Origin of the sequence: Pseudomonas sp. COW5 (assembly GCF_026240005.1) — a bacterium.
In the GTDB taxonomy this organism is placed as follows: Bacteria; Pseudomonadota; Gammaproteobacteria; order Pseudomonadales; family Pseudomonadaceae; genus Aquipseudomonas; species Aquipseudomonas kribbensis.
In genome coordinates this window covers 1,643,210-1,667,473 of sequence record NZ_JAPHVP010000001.1, presented here as the reverse complement: position 1 = coordinate 1,667,473, position 24,264 = coordinate 1,643,210, and the positions used below count along the sequence as shown (strand labels likewise).

The window sequence follows — 24,264 nt, the reverse complement described above, 5'->3', positions numbered from 1 at the left end:
CGGATGTTTCAAGATGTTGCAGGATTGTGAGGTGTTTTGGTGCATGAAGTTTTTTACATGCACCAATTTGCGGCGCAAAAAAAATCGCAGCTTCAGGCTGCGATTTTTTGCTTTCTCACTCGGTACTGCCGAGCCCTTGCCAGTGCTTCAACCCGATAAAGATGAAGCGCAACTGCTGGGTGATCTTCGCCTGGGGCGTCAGATGTTCGGGCAGGGCTTCGGCCGGCGGGTCGATGATGTCCGGCAGGGTGGCGAACACCGATTTGACGATCAGGTCGGCCATCACGCTCAGTCCCTCGCGATTGAGGTGCTGGAGTTTGGGCATCAAGGCCAGGTCCGCTGCCAGGTCGGAGCTGATGTCCTCCCGCAAACGGCCAATCGCCTGACGCACCGGCAGCGATCCACCGTATTGCTCGCGGGCCAGAAACAGGAATTGCGAACGGTTGGCACTGACCACGTCGAGGAAAATCCGCACCGAGGCATCGATGATGCCGCCCATGACGAATTCGTTGTGGCGCACCAGGCGGATGGTTTCGCGGAAGGTCTGGCCGACTTCGCTGACCAGTACCAGGCCGAGTTCGTCCATGTCGGCGAAATGCCGGTAGAAACCGGTGGGCACGATGCCGGCGGTTTTCGTCACTTCACGCAGGCTCAGGCTGCCGAATCCTCGGCCGCTTTCCATCAAGTGGCGGGCAGCGTCCATCAGGGCGTTGCGGGTCTGTTGTTTCTGTTCGGCGCGGGGCAGCATCGCAAGGGTGTGTTCTTAGGCAAGACAAGCGCCGCACTCTAGCAAATCGGCTTTGTCGGCGTCGAACGGCAGCGGGGAGAGGGAGCAGGGAAATCTCGACTTCTTTTATGCCGGCCTCTGAAAAGTCAAAAGCCCAATCCGGGGATTGGGCTTTTTTTCCAGGCCGCCACGGGCTTAGCTCAAAGCGCTGTTGCGTTCGATCACACGGTCACCACCACCTTCGGCCAGAGTTTGACCTTGTGGGGTTTTATCGTAGCCATCGGAAGCCAGGGTCTGACCTTGTGGGGTCTTGTCGTAGCCGTCGGAGGCGAGAGTCTGACCTTGTGGGGTCTTGTCGTAGCCATCGGAGGCCAGAGTTTGACCTTGTGGAGTCTTGTCGTAACCGTCCTGAACCAGGCCTTTCTCTTCCAGACGATCACGGCCACCTTCGGCTAAGGTTTGACCTTGTGGGGTTTTGTCATAGCCATCTTGAACCAGACCTTTTTCTTCCAGACGGTTACGACCGTTTTCAGCCAGGGTCTGGCCTTGTGGAGTGCGGTCCGAACCGTCAGCCGCGACAGTCTGGCTGAACACCGAGTGGCTGGATTTCACTTGCGGGGTAGCCTGATCGGCAGCTGGCAGAGCGAAAGCGGTGCTGGCCAGCATCGAGAGGGTAAGACTGAACAGAAGTTGGCGTTTCATGATGGGTTGCTCCTTGGGAGGGCGATAAAGTGGGTACGAAGCCAATGCTACTCTCGATAAGTCGATATAAAAGTTCATAAACACAATGGTAATAATCAACAGAATTGATTGTTCGCTTGGGAGGCTCTAGCTCGGGCGTTTCAGACGGGCGGTTTTGCACTGCAGTGGGTATTTTCCACCCACTTGCGCCCCGCAAAAGTGCGGGGCCGGTAACGCCGATTCGACCGATCGGTCAGAATGGCCACCGTTTTTTGGCCCCGATGGGGCTTTCGATTAAACCTGCGGGCGGTTTGTCAGTCGTAGACTTCATGAGGGCCTTGCAAGGCTCGTTGTATCAGCGGCGTCGATCCGCAGTCGTTTTCAGGAGCTTTGTGCATGACGCGCACCCGTAAAATCTTCGCCTGGACCTTCGCCACCCTCGTGCTGTTGCTGGCGGTGCTGGTCCTGATCATCGTGTTCTTCGACTGGAACCGGATCAAACCGCCGCTCAATGCCAAAGTTTCGGAAGAGTTGCATCGACCGTTCGCCATCAACGGCAACCTGTCGGTGGTCTGGCGGCGCGAACTCGACGAGGGCGGTTGGCGCGCCTGGGTGCCGTGGCCGCATGTGGTGGCCGAAGATCTGACCCTGGGCAACCCGGACTGGTCGAAGCAGCCGCAGATGGTCACCCTCAAAAAAGTCGAGCTGCGCATCTCGCCTCTGGCCTTGCTGGCGCAACGGGTGACGATCCCGCGCATTGACCTGACCGAACCCAACGCGCAATTGCAGCGTCTGGCCGACGGCCGCGCCAACTGGACGTTCAAATTCGATCCCAAGGACCCGAATGCGGAACCGTCGAACTGGGTGGTGGACATCGGCGCCATCGGTTTCGACAAGGGGCACGTCACCTTGGACGACCAGACCCTCAAGACCAATCTCGATTTGCTGATCGATCCGCTGGGCAAGCCGATTCCCTTCAGCGAAATCGTCGGCGACAAAGCGGCGAAAACCGCGCTGGAAAAGGGCGGCGCACCGCAGGATTACGCTTTTGCACTAAAAGTCACCGGCCAGTACCACGGTCAGAAACTCACCGGACAAGGCAAGGTCGGCGGCCTGCTGGCCCTGCAGGACGCAGCCAAACCGTTCCCGCTGCAGGCCCAGGCGAAGATCGGCGACACCAGCATCGAACTCGCCGGCACCCTGACCGATCCGCTCAACCTCGGCGCCCTCGACCTGCGCCTGAAACTGGCGGGCGCCAGCCTCGGCAATCTCTATCCGCTGACCGGCGTGACCCTGCCGGACACGCCGCCGTATTCCACCGACGGTCATCTGATTGCCAAGCTGCATGAACCGGACGGCGCGCAGTTCCGCTACGAGCAGTTCAACGGCAAGATCGGCGGCAGCGACATTCACGGCGACCTCGCCTACGTCGCCAGCCAGCCACGGCCCAAACTCAGCGGGGCGTTGCTGTCCAATCAACTGCTGTTCGCCGACCTCGCGCCGCTGATTGGCGCGGATTCCAACGACAAGCAAAAGGCCCGTGGTGGCGAGAGCAAGCAACCGGCGGACAAGGTTCTGCCGGTGGAGGAGTTCAAGACCGACCGCTGGCGGGCGATGGACGCCGACGTCGAATTCACCGGCAAACGCATCGTCCACAGTGAGAAGCTGCCGTTTACCGACCTCTATACCCACCTCAAGCTCAATGACGGCGAACTGAGCCTGGAACCGCTGCGCTTCGGCGTGGCCGGCGGCAACCTTGATGCGCAGATCCGACTCAATGGTCGCACCGAGCCGCTGGAAGGCCGGGCGAAGCTGACCGCGCGCAAGTTCAAGCTCAAGCAGCTGTTCCCGACCTTCGAGCCGATGAAGACCAGTTTCGGCGAGCTCAACGGCGATGCCGACATCAGCGGTCGCGGCAACTCGGTGGCCAAACTGCTGGGCGGCGCCAACGGCAATCTGAAGATGCTGATCAACGACGGCGCCATCAGTCGTGAACTGATGGAGCTGGCGGGACTCAACGTCGGCAACTACGTGGTCGGCAAGGTCTTCGGCGACAAGGAAGTGAAGATCAACTGCGCGGCGGCGGACTTCGACATCAAGACCGGCCTGGCGACCACGCGGCTGTTCGTGTTCGATACCGAGAACGCGATCATCTACATCGACGGCACCGCGAACATGGCCACCGAGCAACTGGACCTGACTGTGACGCCGGAATCCAAAGGCTGGCGTCTGATTTCCCTGCGTTCACCGTTGTACGTGCGCGGCAAGTTCATCAAGCCGGATGCCGGTGTGAAAGCGGTGCCGCTGATGCTGCGCGGTGCCGGCATGGTGGCGCTGGGCGTGATCGCCGCACCGGCGGCGGGGCTGCTGGCGCTGGTGGCGCCGAGCGGTGGCGAGCCGAACCAGTGCGCGCCGTTGCTGGAGCAGATGAAGGCGGGCAAGGCACCCGTGACCGTCAAACCCACCAAATGATTCTTTAGCGTTTATCAGAAAGCTATCGCGGGCAAGTCCGCTCCCATAGGTTCAGCGAAAACCTGTGGGAGCGGGCTTGCCCGCGATTGGATCTGGAGGAATCAGAGGTCTTTCAGGATGTCCGCCATGTCATCGGCATGCTCTTCTTCCTGAGCCAGAATATCTTCGAAGATCCGGCGCGTGGTCGGATCCTTTTCGCCGATGTACTGAATGATTTCGCGATAGCTGTCGATGGCGATCCGTTCGGCCACCAGGTCTTCGTAGACCATTTCCTTCAGGGTTTTGCCCGCCACGTATTGCGCGTGGGACATCTTCGACAGCAGATCCGGGTTGAACTCGGGCTCGCCGCCCAGTTGCACGATGCGCTCGGCGAGGCGGTCGGCGTGAGCCGCTTCCTGAGTGGCGTGTTCGAGAAACTCGTCGGCGGCAACATTGGCTTTCAGGCCGTTGGCCATGAAGTAGTGGCGCTTGTAGCGCAAGACGCAGACCAGTTCGGTGGCCAGCGATTCGTTGAGCAGACGCAGCACTTCTTCTCGATTGGCGCTGTAGCTTTCGGTCACTGCGCCGTTTTCGACGTGTTGTCGTGCGCGCTCGCGCAGGGTTTGAACATCAGACAAATGCAGGTCACTCATTTCAGTCTCCTGGAGGCTAATCCGATTGGCGCCACGTTCTGTCGACGTGATCGCTACCCAGGTTGTGAGTGATGCGCGCTGCAAAAAGTTTTATGTATTTTTCGCGGATCTTGGCGCCAGCCCTGACAACTGCGCCTCTTCCTGCAACCAGGCGAAGAATGCCCGCACCGGCGGATGCCGCTCGCGCCCCGGCACGCACAGTGCGCTGTAGCCCGCGCCATCGACCTGAACCTCGCCCTTGAACGGTACCAGCAGCCCGCTGGCGACGCTCTCCGACACCAGAATATTGCTTGCCAGCACTAGCCCTTGCCCGGCGATGGCCGCTTGCAGGGCGTAGTGCTCTTCGTCGTATTCACGGATCACCGGATGCTGATTCATCCAGTTCTCGCCGGACTTGCCGCACCACGCTTCCCAGCCATGGGCGTACAACTTCGAGTTATGCCAGTGCACGCTGATCAGCGATGGCGTGCGACGGGCGGCCAGCGCCACCTGCTCCGGCGAGCCGTACACGCCGAACGATTCATCGAACAGACACAACCCGTAGAGGTTCGGGTAATCGTCGAGGCTGTAGCGCAGCACCAGATCGACGCTGGCGTCCTGATGCAGATCGATCACTTCGCAGTGGGTGTCCAGCCGCACATTGATGTTCGGGTGTTTCGCATAAAACCGCCCCAGTCGCGGCACCAGCCACAGCGCGGCGAAGGCGGCGGTGGTCGACAGCGTCAGGCTGCTGCCGCTGCGTTGCGGGCGCAGGGTGTCGACGCTTTGTGCCACTTCCAATAGCGCGCCGTGCAGGCTGCGGAACAGCCGCTCGCCGCCCTCGGTCAGGCGCACCTGACGCGGCAGGCGTTCGAACAGCGCCACGCCGAGCCAGTCCTCCAGCGAACGGATCTGATGGGAAATCGCCGTCGGCGTCACCGCCAGTTCTTCGGCGGCCGCCTTGAAGCTCAACAGCCGTGAAGCGGATTCAAAGGCGCGCAGGGCGGTCAGTGGCAGTGAAGCGAACATGGAAAACTCCATGGATGAAATAAATTCATCCAGACTGATTTTTGCTCATTTGAGGTAAAGAAGTGCTGCCTGCAATCTGGCGCCACACAGTCACTCAAGTCTAGTCCCAAGGAGTTTCAGATGAGCAAGATTCTTGCGATCCATGCCAGTCCACGCGGTGAGCGTTCCCATTCGCGGCGCCTGGCGGAAAGTTTTCTCAGTGCCTGGCAAGTCCGTCATCCGCAGGCGCAAGTCACCCGCCGCGAGGTTGGGCGTGCACTGATTCCGGCGGTCAACGAGGCGTTTGTCGCCGCAGCGTTTTATCCGGAGCCCGAAGCCCGGCCGCTGTCGATACAGGCCGATCTGGCCCTCAGCGATCAACTGGTGGGCGAGTTGTTCGATCACGACCTGCTGCTGATTTCCACGCCGATGTACAACTTCAACGTGCCCAGCGGCCTCAAGGCCTGGGTCGATCAGATCGTGCGTCTGGGCCTGACGTTCGACCACACCCTGGACAACGGCGTAGCCCAATACACGCCGCTGCTGAAGGGCAAGAAAGCGCTGATCGTCACCAGTCGCGGCGGTTTTGGATTCGGCCCGGGCGGCGAGCTGGAGGCGCTGAACCACGCCGATCCGTGGCTGCGCACGGCACTGGGGTTCATCGGCATCAACGACGTCACGGTGGTCGCGGCCGAGGGCGAAGAATCCGCCGAACGCACCTTTGCGGTGTCAGTGGCCGAGGCCGAGCAGCGCTTGCTCGACCTGGCCCGGGAGTTCTAAGTGGCCTGGCTGTTTCTGCTGATCGCGGCCGGGTTCGAGGTCACCTTCGCCATGGGCATGAAGTACGCCGAGGGTTTCACCCGGCTGTGGCCGTCGCTGATTACCGTGGTCGCGGCGGTGGGCGGGATTTATTTCCTGACCCTGGCCATGCGCGAGCTGCCGGTGAGCATCGCCTATCCGATCTGGACCGCCATCGGCTCGCTCGGCACGGTGTTTCTCGGTTTCGCGCTGCTGGGCGAGAGCCTGACACTGGTGAAATTGTTGTCGGTAGGGCTGATTGTGGCGGGGGTGGTGGGGCTGAAGTAGGCTGGTCGTGGACTTGTCATCATCGAGGAGGATGCTTGGCGGGCGTTTTGCACGTCATGCATCCACCCACCGACCACAGGGATGTCTGCCCATGTCGCAGGAATCGGCCACACGTTATCCACTGGTGCTGGTGCCGGGAATGCTCGGTTTCATCCGTCTGGTGCTGTACCCGTACTGGTACGGGATCATCAAAGCGTTGCGCCGGGGTGGGGCGACGGTGATTGCGGTGCAGGTGTCGCCGCTCAATTCCACCGAGGTGCGCGGCGAACAGTTACTGGCGCGGATCGATGAAATCCTGCGCGAGACCGGTGCGGCCAGGGTCAATCTGTTCGGCCATAGCCAGGGCTCGTTGACGGCGCGTTATGCGGCAGCCAAACGCCCGGATCTGGTGGCATCGGTGACCTCGGTGGCCGGGCCCAATCATGGTTCGGAGCTGGCCGACTATCTGGCGAAGCACTATCCGGCGGACAGCGCCCGGGGTCGCATCCTCGAGGCGCTGTTGCGCTTTGTCGGCTGGCTGATGGCACTTATGGAAACCGGTTACCACGGGCCGAAACTGCCGGTGGATATCCACGCCTCGCACAACTCCCTGACCACCGAAGGCGTGGCGCTGTTCAACCAGCGTTATCCACAGGGCCTGCCTGATACGTGGGGCGGGCACGGGCCAGAGGAGGTCAACGGGGTGCGTTATTACTCATGGTCCGGCACCTTGCAGCCGGGCAAGACCGACCGTGGCGGCAACCTGTTCGACGGCACCAACCGCAGCTGTCGGTTGTTCGCCAAAACCTTCGTGCGCGAGCCGGGGCAGTGCGACGGCATGGTCGGACGCTACAGCTCGCACCTCGGTACGGTCATCGGCGATGACTACCCGATGGATCACTTCGACATCGTCAACCAGTCGCTGGGGCTGGTCGGCAAAGGGGCGGACCCGGTGCGGCTGTTCGTCGAGCATGCGGCGCGGTTGAAAGCCGCCGGGGTTTAGGCCGCGCTCGGAGTGCGGGAGCGACCGAGAACTGTGGTCCAGCGCTCGGAAAGAATCACCCCGCCCAGCGTCAGCAAGCCACCGACCAGGTGATACATCGCCAGTTGTTCCTTCAGCACCACCGCTGCAATCAGCGCGGTGATCAACGGCAGCAGGTTGAAGAACAGCGTGGTCCGGCTCGGTCCCAAACGCTGCACGGCCTGCATCCACGCCAGCGGCGCGAGCATCGAGGCCAGCAGGCACGCGTACAGCACCAGCGGAATGTTCTGCAGGGTCAGGCCGGTTTTCGGCGACATGGCGTACAACGGAAACAACACCACCACCGCCACCAGCACCTGCAGGTACAGCAACACCAGCGGCGGCAGGCGCAGCTGCCATTTTTTCAGCAGGGTGCTGTAGATCGCATAGGCGAGGGTGGCGATCAGCATCATCGCGTCACCCAGGTTCACCCCGTGTTGCAGCAACGCACCGAGGCTGCCGGACGACACCACCACCAGCACCCCGGCGAATGACAGCACCGCACCGACCAGAGCACCGGCGGTCAGGCGCTGACCGAGGCTGATGATTGCCATGGCCAGCGACATCAACGGCATCAGCGACAGGATGATGCCCATGTTGGTGGCGCTGGTCATGGTCGCCGCGAAGTAAGCCAGGCTCTGGTAGACCGCCATGCCCAGCACGCCGAGGATGAAGATCTTGCCCAGGTTCGGGCGGATCTGCGGCCAGTGTTCAATTACCTTCTTGAGCATGAACGGGGTGAACAGCAGGCCGGCGAGCAGCCAGCGATAGAAGCCGATTTCGGCGGGGAAGATCGCACCGACCGCGAGTTTGTTGATCACGGTGTTGCCGGCCCAGATGAAAATCGCCAGCAGGGGAAACGCGTATTGCATGGGAGGAGAAACCAGTACGTTGATGAACGGTGATTATCCCCTGTCTGGATGCAGGCCTATACTGCGAACCGGACAACCCGCCCCTGATTCCGGACAGCATGAACAGTAAACACATCGATCTGCTGGATTTCAGCGAATTGCCGTCGGCGGTGTACTTCCGCTACGCCGACTTCAACGCCCACGAATACGCCGCGCCGCACCGCCACCCGTGGGGCACCCTGGAATACGCAGCCCACGGCGTGCTGCACATGGATGTCGACGGCAGCCGCTTCATGTCGCCGCCGCAATACGCGGTGTGGGTGCCACCGCAGGTCGAGCACAGTTTCTACAGCCATCAGCCGGTGAATTATCGGGCGGTGTGCCTGGCGCCCGAGGTCTGCGCGGACTTGCCGGCGCAGGCTTGCACGCTGGCAATCAGCGATATTCTCAAGGCGATCCTCAAGGACTTCGCCGCCCGGGATGTGAAGATCCCCGCGTTCGACGCCGACCAGCGCCTGGCTCAGGTACTGGTGGATCAACTGCGCCAGGCGCCGGTTCATCAATGTTATCTGCCCTATGCCAGCAGCCCCGGTTTGCTGACCATCCTCGAAACCCTGCAGGCCGAGCCCGGCAACAACGAGCCGCTGGCGCACTGGGCGGCGCAGGTGCATGTCAGCGAGCGCACCCTGGCCCGGCAATTCGTGCGTGAGTTGGGGATGAGTTTCGGCGAGTGGCGCCAGCGCTTGCGCTATCTCGCCGCCATCGAGGCGCTGGAGAGTTCGCGCAGCGTGCAGGAAATCGCCTTCGATCTCGGTTACAGCAGCGGCTCGGCGTTCATCGCCATGTTCGCCCGTCAGGCCGGGTGTACGCCGGAGCAATACCGGCGCAGTCACCTGGAGAGCAGGAAGGTGTAACAAGCTTTGACTACACTCAGCCGGAGGCCGTATCCATCGATGCGGCGACAAGGAGAAAACTCCATGAAGATGCTGCGTGTCCCTTTGTTGATGATCGGTCTGCTGCTGTGCTCCCAGGGTTTTGCCGCCACGGCGCAACAGAACAAGATGACCACCTGCAACGCCGACGCCACGGCCAAGAGCCTCAAGGGCGACGAGCGCAAAGCCTTCATGAGCACTTGCCTGAAGGCAGCGCCAGCGGCCAATGACGCCAAGACCCTGACTCCGCAGCAGGAAAAGATGAAAACCTGTAATGCCGATGCCAAGACCAAGGCGCTGACGGGCGATGCGCGCAAGGCGTTCATGAGTGATTGCCTGAAGAAGAAATAAAGCGGGTTTGAGTGGTGACTGGCAGATGTGTTCGGCCTCAGGTCTGGCCCTCACCCTAACCCTCTCCCAGAAGGAGAGGGGACCGATTCGGGGATGGCTGGTATTTGCGCCGACCTGAACGTGCGGTGCTGAATCCTGAATCGACTTGGACTGTCAGGTTGCTGAAGTTCTCTAAATCGACGCGATCGGTTCCCTCTCCCTCCGGGAGAGGGCTAGGGTGAGGGCTGGTTATCAAGCCAAGCCCGAAACCCACAAACACCGCATATCCCTAGTGCTCCCCAAGGATCGCTGGCAGACTGCCAATCCTTTTACGCCGTTCGTTTTGAGGCTGTATGCCAACGTTTTCTGAGCGTCATGTTGTGTTCTGGGTCAGTTGCATCATCATTTTCGGCGGTTTGCTGCTGGTGCTGCCGTTGCGTCTGTTGCCCAGTCTTTTGGCCGGTTTGTTGGTGTTCGAGCTGGTCAACATGCTCACTCCGCAACTGCAACGGCTTATCGAAGGCCGCCGCGCACGGTGGTTGGCGGTGGCATTGCTGGGCACGCTGGTGGTGAGTGTGCTGGCGCTGATCTTTGCCGGGGCCATCAGTTTCCTGCTGCACGAGGCGGAAAATCCCGGGGCTTCCCTCGACAAATTCATGGGTGTGGTTGACCGTGCGCGCGGGCAACTGCCGCCGTTTCTCGACAGCTACTTGCCCGCCAGCGCCGCCGAGTTCCGTGTGGCCATCGGTGAGTGGGCGAGCAAGCATCTGTCCGAGCTGCAACTGGTGGGCAAGGACGCGGCGCACATGTTCGTGACCTTGCTGATCGGCATGGTGCTCGGCGCGATCATCGCCCTGCAGCGCGTGCCGGATGTCACCAAACGCAAGCCGCTGGCGGCCGCACTGTTCGACCGTCTGCACCTGCTGGTTCAGGCGTTTCGCAACATTGTCTTCGCGCAGATCAAGATTTCCCTGCTCAACACCTTCTTCACCGGGATCTTCCTGGCGGTGATCCTGCCGCTGTTCGGGATCAAGCTGCCGCTGACCAAGACCCTGATCGTGCTGACGTTCCTGCTCGGTCTTTTGCCGGTGATCGGCAACCTGATGTCGAACACGCTGATCACCATCGTCGGCCTGTCGCTGTCGATCTGGGTGGCGGTTGCCGCGCTGGGCTACCTGATCTTTATCCACAAGCTCGAATACTTCCTCAACGCGCGCATCGTCGGCGGGCAGATCAGTGCCAAGTCCTGGGAGTTGCTGCTGGCGATGCTGGTGTTCGAGGCCGCGTTCGGCCTGCCGGGGGTGGTGGCGGGGCCGATTTATTACGCGTATCTGAAGAGTGAGTTGAAGCTGGGCGGGATGGTTTGATTCAGACTTTATAGCGTCAGAGGCCCTTTCGCGAGCAAGCCCGCTCCCACAGGATCACACTGAACCTGTGGGAGCGGGCTTGCTCGCGAAGGGCGCACCGCCGCTTTTGGATCAGTTCATCGAGCCATAACGCTTCATGGCCTCAATCGCCAGACCGCTGCCGATGCTGCCAAAGATATTCCCTTCCACATGCCGCGCGTTCGGCAGCATCGCCGAAACGCTGTTGCGCAGCGCCGGAATACCGCTGGAACCGCCGGTGAAGAACACCGTATCGACCTGACCCACCGCCACATTGGCGTCCGCCAGCAGTTGTGTGACGCTGCTACGCACGCGCTCAAGCTGCGCCTCGATGGCCGATTCGAACAGGGCGCGGGTCAACTCGACGTTCAGTCCGGATTCGATCCGGTCCAGCGGCACGTGGCGGCTGTCGTTGTGGGTCAGATGAATCTTGGTTTCTTCCACTTCCATCGCCAGCCAGTGCCCGGCGCGCTGTTCGATCAGTTTGAACAGACGGTCGATGCCACCGGTGTCCTCGATGTCATAGCGCATGCTGCCCAGGGCCAGGGTCGACTTCTGCGAGTACACCGAGTTGATGGTGTGCCAGGTCGCCAGGTTCATGTGGTGGCTGGTCGGCATGAACGCGCCGCTCTTCATGCGGCTGCCGTAGCCGAACAGCGGCATCAGGCCTTGCAGGCTCAATTGCTTGTCGAAGTCGGTCCCGCCGATGTGCACGCCGCCGGTGGCGAGGATGTCGTCGTGACGGTTATCCATGCCCCGACGCTCTGGCGACAGGCGCACCAGCGAGAAGTCCGACGTACCACCGCCGATGTCGACGATCAGTACCAGCTCTTCCTTTTCGATGGTCGACTCGTAGTCGAAGGCCGCAGCGATCGGCTCGTACTGGAACGAAACGTCCTTGAAACCGAGCTTGCGCGCCACTTCCACCAGGGTGTCTTCGGCTTCCTGGTCGGCCAGCGGATCGTCGTCGACGAAGAACACCGGGCGACCCAGCACCACCTGCTCGAACTCACGACCGGCGGCGGCTTCGGCACGGCTCTTGAGCTGGCCGATGAACAGCCCGAGCAGGTCCTTGAACGGCATCGCGGTGCCGAGGACGCTGGTGTCGTGCTTGATCAGCTTGGAACCGAGCAGGCTCTTGAGCGAGCGCATCAGCCGGCCTTCATAGCCTTCCAGGTATTCGTGCAGCGCGAGGCGACCGTAGACCGGGCGGCGTTCTTCGATGTTGAAGAAGACCACCGACGGCAGGGTGATCTTGTCGTCTTCCAGCGCGATCATCGTTTCCATGCCGGGGCGCAGCCAGCCGACGGTGGAGTTGGACGTGCCAAAGTCGATGCCGCAGGCACGGGCTGGAGAGGCGTCTTTCATGTCTTTCGGTTCCGGTCAAAAAAACGGCCGCGCAGTGTATGTCAGTGCGCGACAGATTCGAAGGCCGGTCATCCGCTATTTCGCGTCTAAGCTTGCTTGAAAGTCGGCGCTTTGCCCCAAACTTGCTGGCATGGGCCGGCAGACACACCGGCGGTCGCAAGAACCGCCGTCCACTGCCGATAAACTTCTGCTGCGCCACCCGGTCACAACCTTGAGATCGGTCAACCGGCCTTGCGCGAATCGGCGCATGCTGGCAACGGCGCGAAATCGATAACGGATGGTGATTCCTTCGATGGACTTCAAAGACTATTACAAGATACTCGGCGTGGAGCCGACGGCTGACGACAAGGCAATCAAGGCTGCCTATCGCAAGCTCGCGCGCAAATACCACCCCGATGTCAGCAAGGAAAAAGACGCCGAGGCCAAGTTCAAGGACGCCTCGGAAGCCTATGAAGCGCTGAAAAGCGCCGACAAGCGCGCCGAATACGACGACCTGCGTCGCTACGGCCAGCACGGTCAGCCGTTCCAGGGCCCACCGGGCTGGCAGAGCCGTGGCGGCTTCGGCGGCGGTGGTGGCGAAACGGGTGATTTCTCGGACTTCTTCAGTTCGATCTTTGGCAATCGCGGCCCCGGTTTCGGTGGCGGCGCTGGCCGGCAATCCCGCAGCGCCGGGCGCCGAGGGCAAGACGTGGAACTGGAACTGCCGATTTTCCTGGAAGAAACCCTGTCGAACGAATCGAAAAAGATCAGCTTCCAGGTGCCGCAATACAACGCCAGCGGCCAGCACGTCAGTAACACCAGCAAGAGCCTGAACGTGAAGATCCCGGCGGGCGTGACCGACGGCGAGCGCATCCGCCTCAAGGGCCAGGGTGCGCCGGGCATCGGTGGCGGCGCCAACGGCGATCTGTACCTGACAATTCGTTTCGCGCCGCACCCGAAATTCGATGTCGAAGGCGAAAACCTGATCATCACTCTGCCGCTGGCGCCGTGGGAACTGGCGCTGGGCACCGAAGTGGCGGTGCCGACCTTGACCGGCAAGATCAACCTCAAGGTGCCGGCCGGCAGCCAGAACGGCCAGCGCATGCGCGCCAAGGGCCACGGTCTGCAGAACAAGGCCGGCGAACGCGGTTACCTGTTCGTCCAGCTCAAGACCGTGATGCCGAAAGCCGCCGGCGATGACGTCAAGGCGCTGTGGCAAGAACTGGCGAAGAAGGCCGCCTTCAATCCGCGAGAGAACTTCTGATACTGACGACGGAGTAGCCCATCATGAGCAGCCCCCTGATCGTTCAACTGGACATGGCAGAATTCTGTGAGGCGGCCGACCTGTCGGACGTCTACGTGATCGAAATCGTCGAACACGGCATCCTCGAACCTCAGGGCGCGCAGCCCCGGGAATGGCGCTTCACCGACTACGAACTGGCACTGGCCAAACGCGCCGCCAAGCTGCGGCGCGACCTGGAGCTGGAATGGGAAGGCGTCGCCCTGGCGCTGGACCTGCTGGAAGAAGTGCAGGAGCTGCGGGCCGAGAACCGCATGCTGCGTCAGCGGTTGGGGCGGCTGGTGGTCGAGTGACCGCTTCAGCTCTTCCTTGGCAGCATCACGCTGAACAGCGTCCCTTCGGTTTCGCTTGAGCTGACTTCGATCGTCCCGCCGTGGGCGGTCACCACTTCCTTGACGATGAACAGGCCCAGACCGAGGCTGGTCGATGGCTGGCCGAGTTCTTCGTCGGAGCTGCGTACCAAGGGGTCGAAAATGGTACCGATGGCTTCTTCGGGGATGGGGTCGCCGTAGTTGTGCACGGTCAGGAGCACATGATCCGCTTTTCCCGTCAGCGTCACTATCACCTCCCGCGGCTCAGACCCGTGTTGCAAGGCATTGCCGATCAGGTTTTGCAGCAGTTGGTCGAGTCTTGCGCCATCCCACATGCCCCGGGTGTCGCCCTCGATCTTCAATGTCGGATCACACTCCGGGTTACCGGCACAGGCTTCGGCGATGGCTGCCCGCGCCGTGTCGGCCAGATCCATCAGCGCCGTTTCGATCGGCAGGTTCTTGCCCAGACGGCTGCGCACCAGTTCCAGCAGGTCGCTGACCATCGCCGCCATGTGCCGCGCGCCTTGTTTGATATTCAACGCGCAGGTCAGCGCATCGCCTTCAAGGGTGGTTTTACGCATCAGCAACTCGGTCGACATGCTGACCGCTTGCAGCGGTGCGCGCAGGTCGTGACCGAGGATCGCGAGGAATATGTCCCGCGAGCGATTGACCTGTTCGGCGTAGGCTGCGGTCGATTCGGCGAGGGCTTCATCGATGGCTTCGTTGAAGCGGATCATGTCCTGGAAAGCGGCCATGTCCGGTGATTTCAGATGGGTAATCCACAGCCGGATCACACAGGCACGCAGATGCCGAAATTCGGACGTCATCTGGACCAGATCAAAGCCCACCGTGTGGCGCAGTTCACCGTGGCTGGCACCCGCCTTGTCCAGGCTGGGAGTCTTCTCCGGACCTTCGCCTTTGGCCTTGGCCGCCTGCTCGCGGGGCGTCTGGGGTTTACTCATGTCGCGCGCAGCGGCCAGCAGGATCGACCGGGCATGGTCGCGCAGGGCCGGGCCGTCGAGAAAGTCGGCTGCGGGGGTGATGGTCCGGGCGAATTTTTCCCATTCACCGACGATTGCATCAACATGGGTTTCGATGAATCCGGAAAGACGCATGAAGGATTACCTGAACGGGAATTGCAGTGTGCGTCTCGAAGCGTAGTCCGTCTGGCGAGAATCACACGACCGTTCGAGAGTTCCGCCATCCTCAGACAATCGATCGACACGGAAAAGGCCTCGGTCCGCGCGTCATGCGCGAGCCCGAGGCCTTTTCCGTGTGTCGGTGAACCTAGAACAGAAAGTAACGCTGGGCCATCGGCAGGGTCTCGGCCGGTTCGCACCAGAGCAATACGCCGTCGGCCTTGACCTGATAGGTCTGCGGGTCGACGTCGATGTTCGGCAGGTAATCGTTGTGGATCAGGTCGGTTTTCTGCACGTCGCGGCAACCTTTGACCACGGCGATTTTCTTCTTCAAGCCCAAGGCTTCGGGCAGCCCGGATTCCTGCGCCGCCTGGCTGATGAAGGTCAGGCTGGTGGCGTGCAGCGAGCCACCGTAGCTGGCGAACATCGGGCGGTAGTGCACCGGTTGTGGGGTCGGGATCGAGGCGTTGGCATCGCCCATCAGGCTCGCGGCAATGGCGCCGCCCTTGAGGATCAGCGTCGGTTTCACGCCGAAGAACGCCGGGCGCCACAGCACCAGATCCGCCCACTTGCCGACTTCCACCGAACCCACTTCATGGCTGATGCCATGAGTGATCGCCGGGTTGATCGTGTACTTGGCGATGTAGCGCTTGGCGCGGAAGTTGTCGTTGCCTTCGCCGTCCTGAAGCAACGGGCCGCGCTGCTTTTTCATCTTGTCGGCGGTCTGCCAGGTGCGCGTGATGACTTCACCGACGCGGCCCATGGCCTGGCTGTCGGAGCTGATCATCGAGAACGCGCCGAGGTCGTGGAGGATGTCTTCGGCGGCTATGGTTTCACGGCGGATGCGGCTTTCGGCGAACGCCACGTCTTCAGCGATGCTCGGATCGAGGTGGTGGCAGACCATCAGCATGTCGAGGTGTTCGTCGATGGTGTTGCGGGTGAACGGCCGCGTCGGGTTGGTCGAACTCGGCAGCACGTTGGCGAAACCGCAGGCCTTGATGATGTCCGGCGCATGGCCGCCGCCGGCACCTTCGGTGTGATAGGTGTGGATGGTGCGACCCTTGAACGCGCCGAGGGTGGTTTCGACGAAACCGGACTCGTTGAGGGTGTCGGTGTGGATCGCCACCTGCACGTCGTACTGGTCGGCGACGCTCAGGCAGTTGTCGATGCTCGCCGGCGTGGTGCCCCAGTCTTCGTGCAGCTTGAGGCCGATGGCACCGGCCTTGACCTGCTCGATCAGCGGCTCCGGCAGGCTGGCGTTGCCCTTGCCGGTGAGGCCGATGTTCATCGGGAACGCATCCGCCGCCTGAAGCATCCGCGCCAGGTGCCACGGCCCGGACGTGCAGGTCGTGGCATTGGTGCCGGTGGCCGGCCCGGTGCCGCCGCCGATCATGGTGGTGACACCGCTCATCAGCGCTTCTTCGATCTGCTGCGGGCAGATGAAGTGGATGTGGGTGTCGATGCCGCCGGCGGTGAGGATCATGCCTTCGCCGGCAATCACTTCGGTACTGGCGCCGATGGCGATGGTCACGCCGGGCTGCACGTCCGGATTGCCGGCCTTGCCGATGGCGGCGATGCGCCCGTTCTTGAGGCCGACGTCGGCCTTGACGATGCCCCAGTGGTCGATGATCAACGCGTTGGTGATCAGCGTGTCGACCACTTCGGCGGCCAGCAACTGGCTCTGGCCCTGGCCGTCGCGGATCACTTTACCGCCGCCGAATTTCACTTCTTCGCCGTAGGTGGTGAAGTCCTGTTCGACTTCGATCCACAGCTCGGTGTCGGCCAGGCGCACCTTGTCGCCGACGGTGGGGCCGAACATGTCGGCGTAGGCTTGACGCGAGATCTTCATGTGTTCGCCTTGGAATTCAATTGGTTTTGAGATCGTTCGCTGCGCTCACTTTCGCGAGCAGGCTCGCTCCCACAGGGGATCGGATTCCAGCTGGAGGAACTCGGTTTAATGTGGGAGCGAGCCTGCTCGCGATGGGGGCACTGCAAAATTCAGAGGTCACCCATGACCCGCCCGGCAAACCCGAACACCCGCCGATGCCCGGCGTAATCCACCAGTTCCACCTCGCGGCTCTGGCCCGGCTCGAAGCGCACGGCGGTGCCCGCCGGGATGTTCAGGCGCATGCCACGGCTGGCGGCGCGGTCGAAGGTCAGGGCGTCGTTGGTTTCGAAAAAGTGGTAGTGCGAGCCGACCTGGATCGGTCGGTCGCCGCTGTTCGCCACTTTCAGGCTGATCGTGCGGCGACCGACGTTGAGTTCGATATCGCCGGGCTGGATCCGGTATTCGCCGGGAATCATCAGTTCGCTCCTTGCAGGACTTTGTAATAGAGGGCCGTCGGGCGATAGGTGCCGTTCGGGTCGCAGGCGTAATCGGGGATTTCCCCGGCGCGGGTGTAACCCAGGGCCTTGTAGAAATCTTCGGCGGGGGAGCCGGCCTCGGTGTCGAGGTAAAGCATGCCGCGCTTGTACTGGCGGGCCGTCAGTTCCAGCGCTTCCATCAACTGCTGGCCGAGGCCGCGCCGGCGGGCCTGTTCGCGCACCAGCAGTTTCTGCACTTCGGCGCGGTTCAGGCCGTTGGCCTTCTGGCACAGGCCCAGTTGCACGCTGGCCTGCACCTGTTCGTCCTTGACCACCACCCACAGCAAGACGTTGCCCTTGTTCAGGTTGTCCTGCACTTCATCGAAATAGGTGCGGGCCTGAGTTGCATCCAGATCGGCCATGAAGCCGACGCTGGCGCCATAACCCACAGCGTCCAGCAGCAGCTCGATCAGGCCCTGACGATAGTGGGCAAAACTTTCGGCATTGACGCGTCGCAGTTGGGCGGGGTTCATCGGTGTCACTCCTTGTTGGCGGGCGGCGGCTCCGCGCCAGGATTGAGGGTCAGTTGCATGAAGGTCAGGTCGAGCCAGCGGCCGAACTTGGTACCGACCTGCGGCATCTGCCCGGTGGTGATGAAACCGGCGCGCTCGTGCAGGCGGATCGACGCGGCGTTGCCGCTCTCGATGGCGGCGACCATGACGTGCTTGCCGCAGGTTTTCGCGCGTTCGATCAGCGCGGTCATCAACTTCGGGCCGAGGCCGTTACCGCGCTGGTCGCTACGCACGTAGACCGAGTGCTCGACGGTGTGGCGGAAGCCGTCGAACGGCCGCCAGTCACCGAACGAAGCGTAGCCGAGGGTGGTATTGTCGGCGTCGACGATCACCAGGATCGGATAACCCTGGGCCTGGCGCGCGCTGAACCACGCCTGACGGTTGCCCAGATCGACGGCGGATTCATTCCAGATCGCCGTGGTGTTGAGCACGGCGTCGTTGTAGATGTCGCGGATCGCCGGCAGGTCGGCGTGCAGGGCATCGCGGATGGTGTAAGTCATGGCGCGGCCTCAGACGATCGGTTGGTGGACGGTCACCAGTTTGGTGCCGTCGGGAAACGTCGCTTCGACCTGGATCTCCGGGATCATTTCCGGGATGCCTTCCATCACTTGATCGCGGGTCAGCAGGGTGGTGCCGTAGTGCATCAGCTCGGCCACGGTCTGGCCGTCCCGGGCGCCTTCGAGCAGCGCCGCCGAGATGTAGGCCATGGCTTCCGGGTAGTTGAGCTTCACGCCACGGGCTAGTCGCCGCTCGGCCACGAGGCCGGCGGTGAAGATCAGCAGCTTGTCTTTCTCGCGTGGGGTCAGGTCCATCGTTTTAAATCCATTTGGGCAGATTTGTGTGGTTCTTTCGGTGAGTGGGGTGTCAGTTGGAACCGCCCCCTCACCCTAGCCCTCTCCCGAGGGAGAGGGGACTGATCTCAGTTGTTTGTTATGGCCAGTTCAGTCAGCAACATTTTTGAGTTAACAAATTCTTTTCAGGCACCTCGGTCAGGCTCCCTCTCCCTCCGGGAGAGGGCGGGGGGTGAGGGCTGGTTTTCAGGTGTTCCATATTCTTGGCGGTACTGCCTCGCGTCCCATCAATTTCGGCCGCAACAAGCGCCACAATTCAATAAGCCACGCTCGCGCCAGCAACGCTTCACTGGCCAGGCAGCGCGCAACCAGCAACCCCGGCAATTGCGTCAGATCCCCGCGCACCTCATGCCCCAGCGAGCGGCAGCGCTCCAGCAGTTCGGCGTCGATTTCGCCGGTCACCAGCAATGTCGCAAACACCGGATGGCCATCCAGCCCGATCGGCGAATCAAGCAGACCATCATCACCGACGATGCGCTGGCGTTCATGCCACAGCAACCGGCCATCGCGGCGAATATCCAGATGCGCCTGAAAATGCCCGAGGTCGAAACGCTCGCCACTGGCCGGGCGCCCGAGGGCCACCACGTCCCAGTAGAACAGCCGCGCATCGCCTTCAAGCTCGATCGAGGTCGAGAGTTGCGCCTGGGCGGCGCTGTAGACGATGGTTTCCTGAGGCAGCCATTCCAGTGTCGCGCCGTTGGCGACATGCAGGTTCAGCGACTGATAGGCGGGGCACGCCGCGCGATACCACTTGGCCGCGCCGGGGCTGGTGATCTGTGCCCAGGCATCCTGTTCAACGCGGGCGCTGATGTTCAGCCGGTCACCGCCGGCAATGCCGCCCGGCGGGTGAACGATGATGTGCTGGCAGACCTCGGGCCCTTCGGCGTAGAGATGCTTTTGCACCCGCAGCGGGCCGAGGTGCCGGCGTCGGGCAGGGCGCGTGCAATCGCCGAAGCGGGCGTAGGCCAGCTCAAGCTCGGCATGCCAGCTCGGGGTAAACAGGGCAGTCGCTAAAGGTAAGTTCATGTTTTCTGATTATCGTTAGGACGCTACAGATTAGATCGTAACCAGCCCGCGCACACCCTCGCTTTCCATATTTTCTCCACGACCCTGCTGCACGATCTCGCCCCGGGACATCACCAGGTACTGATCGGCCAGTTCGGCGGCGAAATCGTAGAACTGCTCCACCAGCAGAATCGCCATGTCGCCACGGGCGGCGAGCTTCTTGATCACTGCGCCGATTTCTTTGATCACCGACGGCTGGATGCCCTCGGTGGGTTCGTCGAGGATCAGCAGCCGTGGACGGCTGGCCAATGCGCGCCCGATGGCGAGTTGTTGTTGCTGGCCGCCGGACAGGTCGCCGCCGCGCCGCTGTTTCATTTGCAGCAGCACCGGGAACAGCTCGTAGATGAACGCCGGAACCTCTTTGGCTTCGCTGCCGGGGAAACGCGACAGGCCCATCAGCAGGTTTTCTTCCACGGTCAGCCGGCCGAAGATCTCCCGGCCCTGGGGCACATAGGCGATCCCGGCGTGTACCCGTTGATGCGGCTTGTACGTGGTGATCGGTTTACCTTCCCAGTTCACCGCGCCTTCCTTGGCCGGCAGCAGGCCCATCAGGCATTTGAGCAGCGTGGTCTTGCCCACGCCGTTGCGGCCGAGCAGGCAGGTCACTTCGCCGACCTTCACGTCAAAGCTCAGGCCGCGCAGGATGTGGCTTCCGCCGTAGTACTGGTGCAGCTTGTCGACTTGCAGCATGTTCAGCCTCTCCTCAAATCCCCCGTGGGAGCGAGCCTGCTCGCGATGACGGTAGATCAGGCAGCAGATGTGTTGTTGGATAAATCGCTATCGCGAGCAGGCTCGCTCCCACATGGGGTGTGTATTGACAGGCTAACGGCCGAGATAAACCTCGATCACGCGCTCGTTGTCCTGCACCTGTTCCAGCGATCCCTCGGCCAGCACGCTGCCCTGATGCAACACGGTGACGTGATCGGCAATCGAGCCGACGAAGCCCATGTCGTGTTCCACCACCATCAGCGAGTGCTTGCCGGCGAGCGACTTGAACAGCTCGGCGGTGAACTCGGTTTCGGCGTCGGTCATGCCCGCTACTGGCTCATCGAGCAGCAGCAGTTGCGGGTCCTGCATCAGCAACATGCCGATTTCCAGAAACTGTTTTTGCCCGTGAGACAGCAGCCCCGCCGGGCGGTTGACCGAGGTGGTCAGGCGAATGGTGTCGAGCACTTCGCTGATCCGGTCTTTCTGTTCGCCGCTCAACTTCGCCCGCAGACTGGCCCACACCGACTTGTCGGTTTTCTGCGCCAGTTCCAGGTTCTCGAACACGCTCAGCGCTTCGAAAACCGTGGGTTTCTGGAATTTGCGACCGATGCCGGCCTGGGCGATCTGCACTTCGCTCATCTGCGTCAGGTCGAGGGTTTCGCCGAACCACGCCTTGCCGTGGCTCGGACGGGTCTTGCCGGTAATCACGTCCATCAGCGTGGTCTTGCCCGCGCCGTTGGGGCCGATGATGCAGCGCAGTTCACCGACGCCGATGTACAGGTTAAGAGCGTTCAGCGCCCGGAAGCCGTCGAAGCTGACGCTGATGTCTTCCAGGGTCAGGATCGTGCCGTGACGGGTGTCGAGACCCGGACCGACGCGTTGCCCGAGGCCGATCGAGTCGCGGCTGGTGCCTTCGTCCTTGTTGGGCTCCACCGGGAAAAACGCCGGTTCCAGCATGAATTCAGCGCTCGCCGTGACTCTCATGATTCACCTCGTTTCTTCAGCAGACCGATCACGCCTTTGGGCAGGTACAACGTCACGACGATGAACAGCGCGCCGAGAAAGAACAGCCAGTATTCGGGGAAGGCCACGGTGAACCAGCTCTTCATGCCGTTGACCACTCCGGCGCCCAGCAGCGGGCCGATCAGCGTGCCGCGCCCGCCAAGGGCCACCCACACCGCGGCTTCGATCGAGTTGGTCGGCGACATTTCGCTGGGGTTGATGATCCCCACTTGCGGCACGTACAACGCACCGGCCAGGCCACAGAGCACCGCGCTCAACACCCAGACGAACAGCTTGAAACCGCGCGGGTCGTAGCCGCAGAACATCAGACGGTTTTCCGCATCGCGCAACGCGGTCAGCACCCGGCCGAACTTGCTGCGCGCCAGCCGCCAGCCGATGAACAGGCTCGCCACCAGCAACAGCACCGTCGCCAGAAACAGCACCGCGCGAGTACCCGGTTCGGTGATGCCGAAACCGAGGATCGTGCGGAAATTGGTGAAGCCGTTGTTGCCGCCGAACCCGGTCTCGTTGCGGAAAAACAGCAGCATCCCGGCGAAGGTCAGGGCCTGGGTCATGATCGAGAAATACACGCCCTTGATCCGCGAGCGGAAGGCGAAAAAACCGAACACCAGCGCCAGCAAACCCGGCGCCAGCACCACCAGGCACATGGCCCAGAGGAAGTTGCCGGTGCCGCTCCAGTACCACGGCAACTCGGTCCACGACAGGAACGTCATGAACGCCGGCAAGCCGTCACCGGCGGCCTGACGCATCAGGTACATGCCCATCGCATAACCGCCGAGGGCGAAGAACAGACCGTGGCCCAGCGACAGCAAACCGGCGTAACCCCAGACCAGATCCAGCGCCAGGGCGACAATGGCGTAGCAGAGAATCTTGCCGACCAGCGTCAGGGTGTAGGCCGAAACGTACAGCGCACTGTCCGAAGGCAACAGCGACAGCAGCGGCAGGGCGATCAGTAGCGCGAGAACGACGGCACCGACAGCGAGGGTGACTTTGGGGCCGGCCTTTTGTGTGGCCGTAAGCATCAATGGCTGATTCATCAGTCGATCACCCGTCCTTTCAGTGCGAAGAGGCCTTGCGGACGTTTCTGGATGAACAGAATGATCAGCGCGAGGATCAGGATCTTGCCGAGCACCGCACCGATCTGCGGTTCGAGAATCTTGTTGGCGATGCCCAGGCCGAAGGCGGCGAACACGCTGCCGGCCAGTTGGCCGGCGCCGCCGAGCACCACCACCAGGAACGAGTCGATGATGTAGCTCTGGCCGAGGTCCGGGCCGACGTTGCCGATCTGGCTCAGCGCCACGCCGCCGAGCCCGGCGATGCCCGAGCCGAGACCGAAGGCGAGCATGTCGACACGCCCGGTGGGCACGCCGCAGCAGGCGGCCATGTTGCGGTTCTGGGTGACGGCGCGCACGTTCAGACCGAGGCGTGTCTTGTTCAGCAGCAGCCAGGTCAGCACCACCACAAACAGGGCGAAGGCTATGATCACGATGCGGTTGTACGGCAGCACCAGATTCGGCAACACCTGAATCCCGCCGGACAACCATGCCGGGTTCGCCACTTCAACGTTCTGCGCACCGAACACCAGACGCACCAGCTGAATCAGCATCAGGCTGATGCCCCAGGTCGCGAGCAGGGTTTCCAGCGGGCGGCCGTAGAGATGACGGATCACCGTGCGCTCCAGGGCCATACCGATGGCGGCCGTGACGAAGAACGCTACCGGCAGCGCGATCAGCGGATAGAACTCGATGGCCTGCGGTGCGTAGCGCTGGAACATCAACTGCACGACATAAGTGGAGTAGGCACCGAGCATCAGCATCTCGCCGTGGGCCATGTTGATCACGCCCAGCAGGCCGAAGGTGATCGCCAGACCGAGTGCCGCGAGCAGCAGAATCGAACCGAGGGACATGCCGCTGAAGGCCTGGCCTAGCAGTTCGCCGATCAGCAATTTGCGCTTGACCTGGGCGAGGCTGGTTTCGGCGGCGGTGCGCACATTGGCATCAGCCTCGACGCCGGTTTCGAGCAAACCTTCGAGGCGTGTGCGGGCCAGCGGATCGCCGGTTTCACCGAGCAGACGCACGGCCGCGAGGCGCACTGACGGGTCAGTGTCGACCAGTTGCAGATTGGCCAGCGCCAGGCTCAGGGCGGCGTGGACGCTTTCGTCTTGTTCGCCAGCCAGTTGCCGGTCGAGGAATTTCAGCTGCGCCGGTTTGGCGCTTTTCTGCAATTGCTGCGCGGCAGTCAGACGGGTTTTGGCGTCGGCGGCGAGCAATTGGTGGCTGGCCAGCGCGGTGTCGATCAGACCCCGCAGGCGGTTGTTCAGGCGCAGGGTTTTGGGTTGGCTGTCGACAGTCAGTTCGCCTTTTTGCAGGGCGTTGATCAGTTCGACACGGGCCGGGTCGGGCTGCGCGGCCCAGGCTTCCAGCAGTTTGGCTTGCTGCGTCGGATTGGCGGCGACGAAGTCTTCGGCGTCGCCTGCATGAGCGGCCATCGGCAGCAGCAGTGCGATGGCGCAGATAAAGCGGTAGATGGCAGTCGGCATTGATGGTGTCCTGTTCAACCGC

Annotated in this window: 26 protein-coding genes; 9 read left to right on the top strand and 17 right to left on the bottom strand. The window is 62.0% G+C overall.

Annotated features, from left to right (window positions below):
• Positions 1-115 precede the first annotated feature (115 nt).
• Both OQ248_RS07620 and OQ248_RS07615 read right to left on the bottom strand, forming a co-directional pair.
• A complete protein-coding gene (locus OQ248_RS07620; RefSeq protein WP_007950628.1) occupies positions 116-748 on the bottom strand; it encodes a TetR family transcriptional regulator in 633 nt (210 codons plus the stop codon).
• A gap of 174 nt (positions 749-922) precedes the next feature.
• Positions 923-1,429, bottom strand: coding sequence for a hypothetical protein (locus tag OQ248_RS07615; protein WP_085711183.1), 507 nt, complete (start codon positions 1,427-1,429; stop codon positions 923-925).
• 375 nt (positions 1,430-1,804) lie between these two features.
• Here OQ248_RS07615 and OQ248_RS07610 point away from each other — a divergent pair, with 375 nt between their 5' ends.
• On the top strand, positions 1,805-3,880 hold the full coding sequence (locus tag OQ248_RS07610) for an AsmA family protein (RefSeq protein ID WP_265812482.1): 2,076 nt from the start codon (positions 1,805-1,807) through the stop codon (positions 3,878-3,880).
• A gap of 101 nt (positions 3,881-3,981) precedes the next feature.
• Here OQ248_RS07610 and OQ248_RS07605 read toward each other — a convergent pair whose 3' ends face one another.
• Positions 3,982-4,512 (bottom strand): ferritin-like domain-containing protein, encoded by a 531-nt coding sequence (locus OQ248_RS07605; RefSeq protein ID WP_085711185.1) that lies wholly within the window; start codon positions 4,510-4,512, stop codon positions 3,982-3,984.
• 90 nt (positions 4,513-4,602) lie between these two features.
• Complete coding sequence (locus OQ248_RS07600; RefSeq protein ID WP_265812481.1) at positions 4,603-5,532, bottom strand: LysR substrate-binding domain-containing protein; 930 nt, start codon at positions 5,530-5,532, stop codon at positions 4,603-4,605.
• A 108-nt stretch (positions 5,533-5,640) separates the two neighbouring features.
• On the opposite strand from OQ248_RS07600, the gene OQ248_RS07595 reads away from it, so the two are divergent.
• From OQ248_RS07595 to OQ248_RS07585, 3 genes are all read left to right on the top strand, one after another.
• Positions 5,641-6,279 (top strand): NAD(P)H-dependent oxidoreductase, encoded by a 639-nt coding sequence (locus OQ248_RS07595; RefSeq protein ID WP_265812480.1) that lies wholly within the window; start codon positions 5,641-5,643, stop codon positions 6,277-6,279.
• On the top strand, positions 6,280-6,585 hold the full coding sequence (locus OQ248_RS07590) for a multidrug efflux SMR transporter (RefSeq protein ID WP_007950617.1): 306 nt from the start codon (positions 6,280-6,282) through the stop codon (positions 6,583-6,585). It abuts the gene before it with no gap.
• A gap of 91 nt (positions 6,586-6,676) precedes the next feature.
• Positions 6,677-7,567, top strand: a complete 891-nt coding sequence (locus OQ248_RS07585) for a triacylglycerol lipase (RefSeq protein WP_265812479.1) — start codon at positions 6,677-6,679, stop codon at positions 7,565-7,567.
• Here the strand turns inward: OQ248_RS07585 and OQ248_RS07580 are convergent.
• Positions 7,564-8,457 (bottom strand): DMT family transporter, encoded by an 894-nt coding sequence (locus tag OQ248_RS07580; RefSeq protein ID WP_114881242.1) that lies wholly within the window; start codon positions 8,455-8,457, stop codon positions 7,564-7,566. The genes OQ248_RS07585 and OQ248_RS07580 overlap by 4 nt on opposite strands.
• Before the next feature lie 98 nt (positions 8,458-8,555).
• On the opposite strand from OQ248_RS07580, the gene OQ248_RS07575 reads away from it, so the two are divergent.
• From OQ248_RS07575 to OQ248_RS07565, 3 genes are all read left to right on the top strand, one after another.
• Positions 8,556-9,350 (top strand): helix-turn-helix transcriptional regulator, encoded by a 795-nt coding sequence (locus OQ248_RS07575; RefSeq protein ID WP_085711295.1) that lies wholly within the window; start codon positions 8,556-8,558, stop codon positions 9,348-9,350.
• 63 nt (positions 9,351-9,413) lie between these two features.
• The gene (locus tag OQ248_RS07570; protein WP_065258819.1) at positions 9,414-9,719 is read left to right on the top strand and encodes a PsiF family protein; all 306 of its coding nucleotides are present in this window, start codon (positions 9,414-9,416) and stop codon (positions 9,717-9,719) included.
• A 332-nt stretch (positions 9,720-10,051) separates the two neighbouring features.
• On the top strand, positions 10,052-11,065 hold the full coding sequence (locus OQ248_RS07565) for an AI-2E family transporter (RefSeq protein ID WP_085711192.1): 1,014 nt from the start codon (positions 10,052-10,054) through the stop codon (positions 11,063-11,065).
• Between the two features lie 111 nt (positions 11,066-11,176).
• Here the strand turns inward: OQ248_RS07565 and OQ248_RS07560 are convergent, their stop codons facing one another.
• Positions 11,177-12,451: an Hsp70 family protein gene (locus OQ248_RS07560; RefSeq protein ID WP_265812478.1), complete on the bottom strand. Its 1,275-nt coding sequence runs from the start codon at positions 12,449-12,451 to the stop codon at positions 11,177-11,179.
• Between the two features lie 292 nt (positions 12,452-12,743).
• Here OQ248_RS07560 and OQ248_RS07555 point away from each other — a divergent pair, with 292 nt between their 5' ends.
• Together OQ248_RS07555 and OQ248_RS07550 are read left to right on the top strand one after the other, a co-directional pair.
• Positions 12,744-13,694, top strand: coding sequence for a DnaJ C-terminal domain-containing protein (locus tag OQ248_RS07555; protein ID WP_265812477.1), 951 nt, complete (start codon positions 12,744-12,746; stop codon positions 13,692-13,694).
• A 23-nt stretch (positions 13,695-13,717) separates the two neighbouring features.
• Positions 13,718-14,023 (top strand): chaperone modulator CbpM, encoded by a 306-nt coding sequence (locus OQ248_RS07550; protein ID WP_119429418.1) that lies wholly within the window; start codon positions 13,718-13,720, stop codon positions 14,021-14,023.
• A 5-nt stretch (positions 14,024-14,028) separates the two neighbouring features.
• Here OQ248_RS07550 and OQ248_RS07545 read toward each other — a convergent pair whose 3' ends face one another.
• The 11 genes from OQ248_RS07545 to urtB all read right to left on the bottom strand — a co-directional run bounded on the left by OQ248_RS07545 (position 14,029) and on the right by urtB (position 24,242).
• Positions 14,029-15,156: a HAMP domain-containing sensor histidine kinase gene (locus OQ248_RS07545; protein ID WP_265812476.1), complete on the bottom strand. Its 1,128-nt coding sequence runs from the start codon at positions 15,154-15,156 to the stop codon at positions 14,029-14,031.
• Between the two features lie 172 nt (positions 15,157-15,328).
• Positions 15,329-17,029 carry an urease subunit alpha gene (gene ureC, locus OQ248_RS07540; protein ID WP_265812475.1) on the bottom strand — a complete coding sequence of 567 codons (1,701 nt, stop codon included), beginning with the start codon at positions 17,027-17,029 and terminating at the stop codon, positions 15,329-15,331.
• Positions 17,030-17,178: 149 nt separating this feature from the next.
• Complete coding sequence (locus OQ248_RS07535; RefSeq protein WP_096819774.1) at positions 17,179-17,484, bottom strand: urease subunit beta; 306 nt, start codon at positions 17,482-17,484, stop codon at positions 17,179-17,181.
• Positions 17,484-18,017 carry a GNAT family N-acetyltransferase gene (locus OQ248_RS07530; RefSeq protein ID WP_265812474.1) on the bottom strand — a complete coding sequence of 178 codons (534 nt, stop codon included), beginning with the start codon at positions 18,015-18,017 and terminating at the stop codon, positions 17,484-17,486. The genes OQ248_RS07535 and OQ248_RS07530 overlap by 1 nt, the downstream gene beginning before the upstream one ends.
• A gap of 5 nt (positions 18,018-18,022) precedes the next feature.
• Positions 18,023-18,556: a GNAT family N-acetyltransferase gene (locus OQ248_RS07525; RefSeq protein ID WP_265812473.1), complete on the bottom strand. Its 534-nt coding sequence runs from the start codon at positions 18,554-18,556 to the stop codon at positions 18,023-18,025.
• A gap of 9 nt (positions 18,557-18,565) precedes the next feature.
• Positions 18,566-18,868, bottom strand: a complete 303-nt coding sequence (gene ureA, locus OQ248_RS07520) for an urease subunit gamma (protein WP_039766748.1) — start codon at positions 18,866-18,868, stop codon at positions 18,566-18,568.
• Between the two features lie 225 nt (positions 18,869-19,093).
• A complete protein-coding gene (locus OQ248_RS07515; protein ID WP_265812472.1) occupies positions 19,094-19,933 on the bottom strand; it encodes an urease accessory protein UreD in 840 nt (279 codons plus the stop codon).
• Positions 19,934-19,963: 30 nt separating this feature from the next.
• Positions 19,964-20,662, bottom strand: a complete 699-nt coding sequence (gene urtE / locus OQ248_RS07510) for an urea ABC transporter ATP-binding subunit UrtE (protein WP_085711201.1) — start codon at positions 20,660-20,662, stop codon at positions 19,964-19,966.
• Positions 20,663-20,794: 132 nt separating this feature from the next.
• A complete protein-coding gene (gene urtD / locus OQ248_RS07505) occupies positions 20,795-21,637 on the bottom strand; it encodes an urea ABC transporter ATP-binding protein UrtD (protein WP_170931617.1) in 843 nt (280 codons plus the stop codon).
• A 23-nt stretch (positions 21,638-21,660) separates the two neighbouring features.
• Positions 21,661-22,740, bottom strand: a complete 1,080-nt coding sequence (urtC, locus tag OQ248_RS07500; RefSeq protein WP_265812471.1) for an urea ABC transporter permease subunit UrtC — start codon at positions 22,738-22,740, stop codon at positions 21,661-21,663.
• Complete coding sequence (urtB, locus tag OQ248_RS07495) at positions 22,740-24,242, bottom strand: urea ABC transporter permease subunit UrtB (protein ID WP_265812470.1); 1,503 nt, start codon at positions 24,240-24,242, stop codon at positions 22,740-22,742. The genes urtC and urtB overlap by 1 nt, the downstream gene beginning before the upstream one ends.
• Between the last annotated feature and the right edge of the window lie 22 nt (positions 24,243-24,264).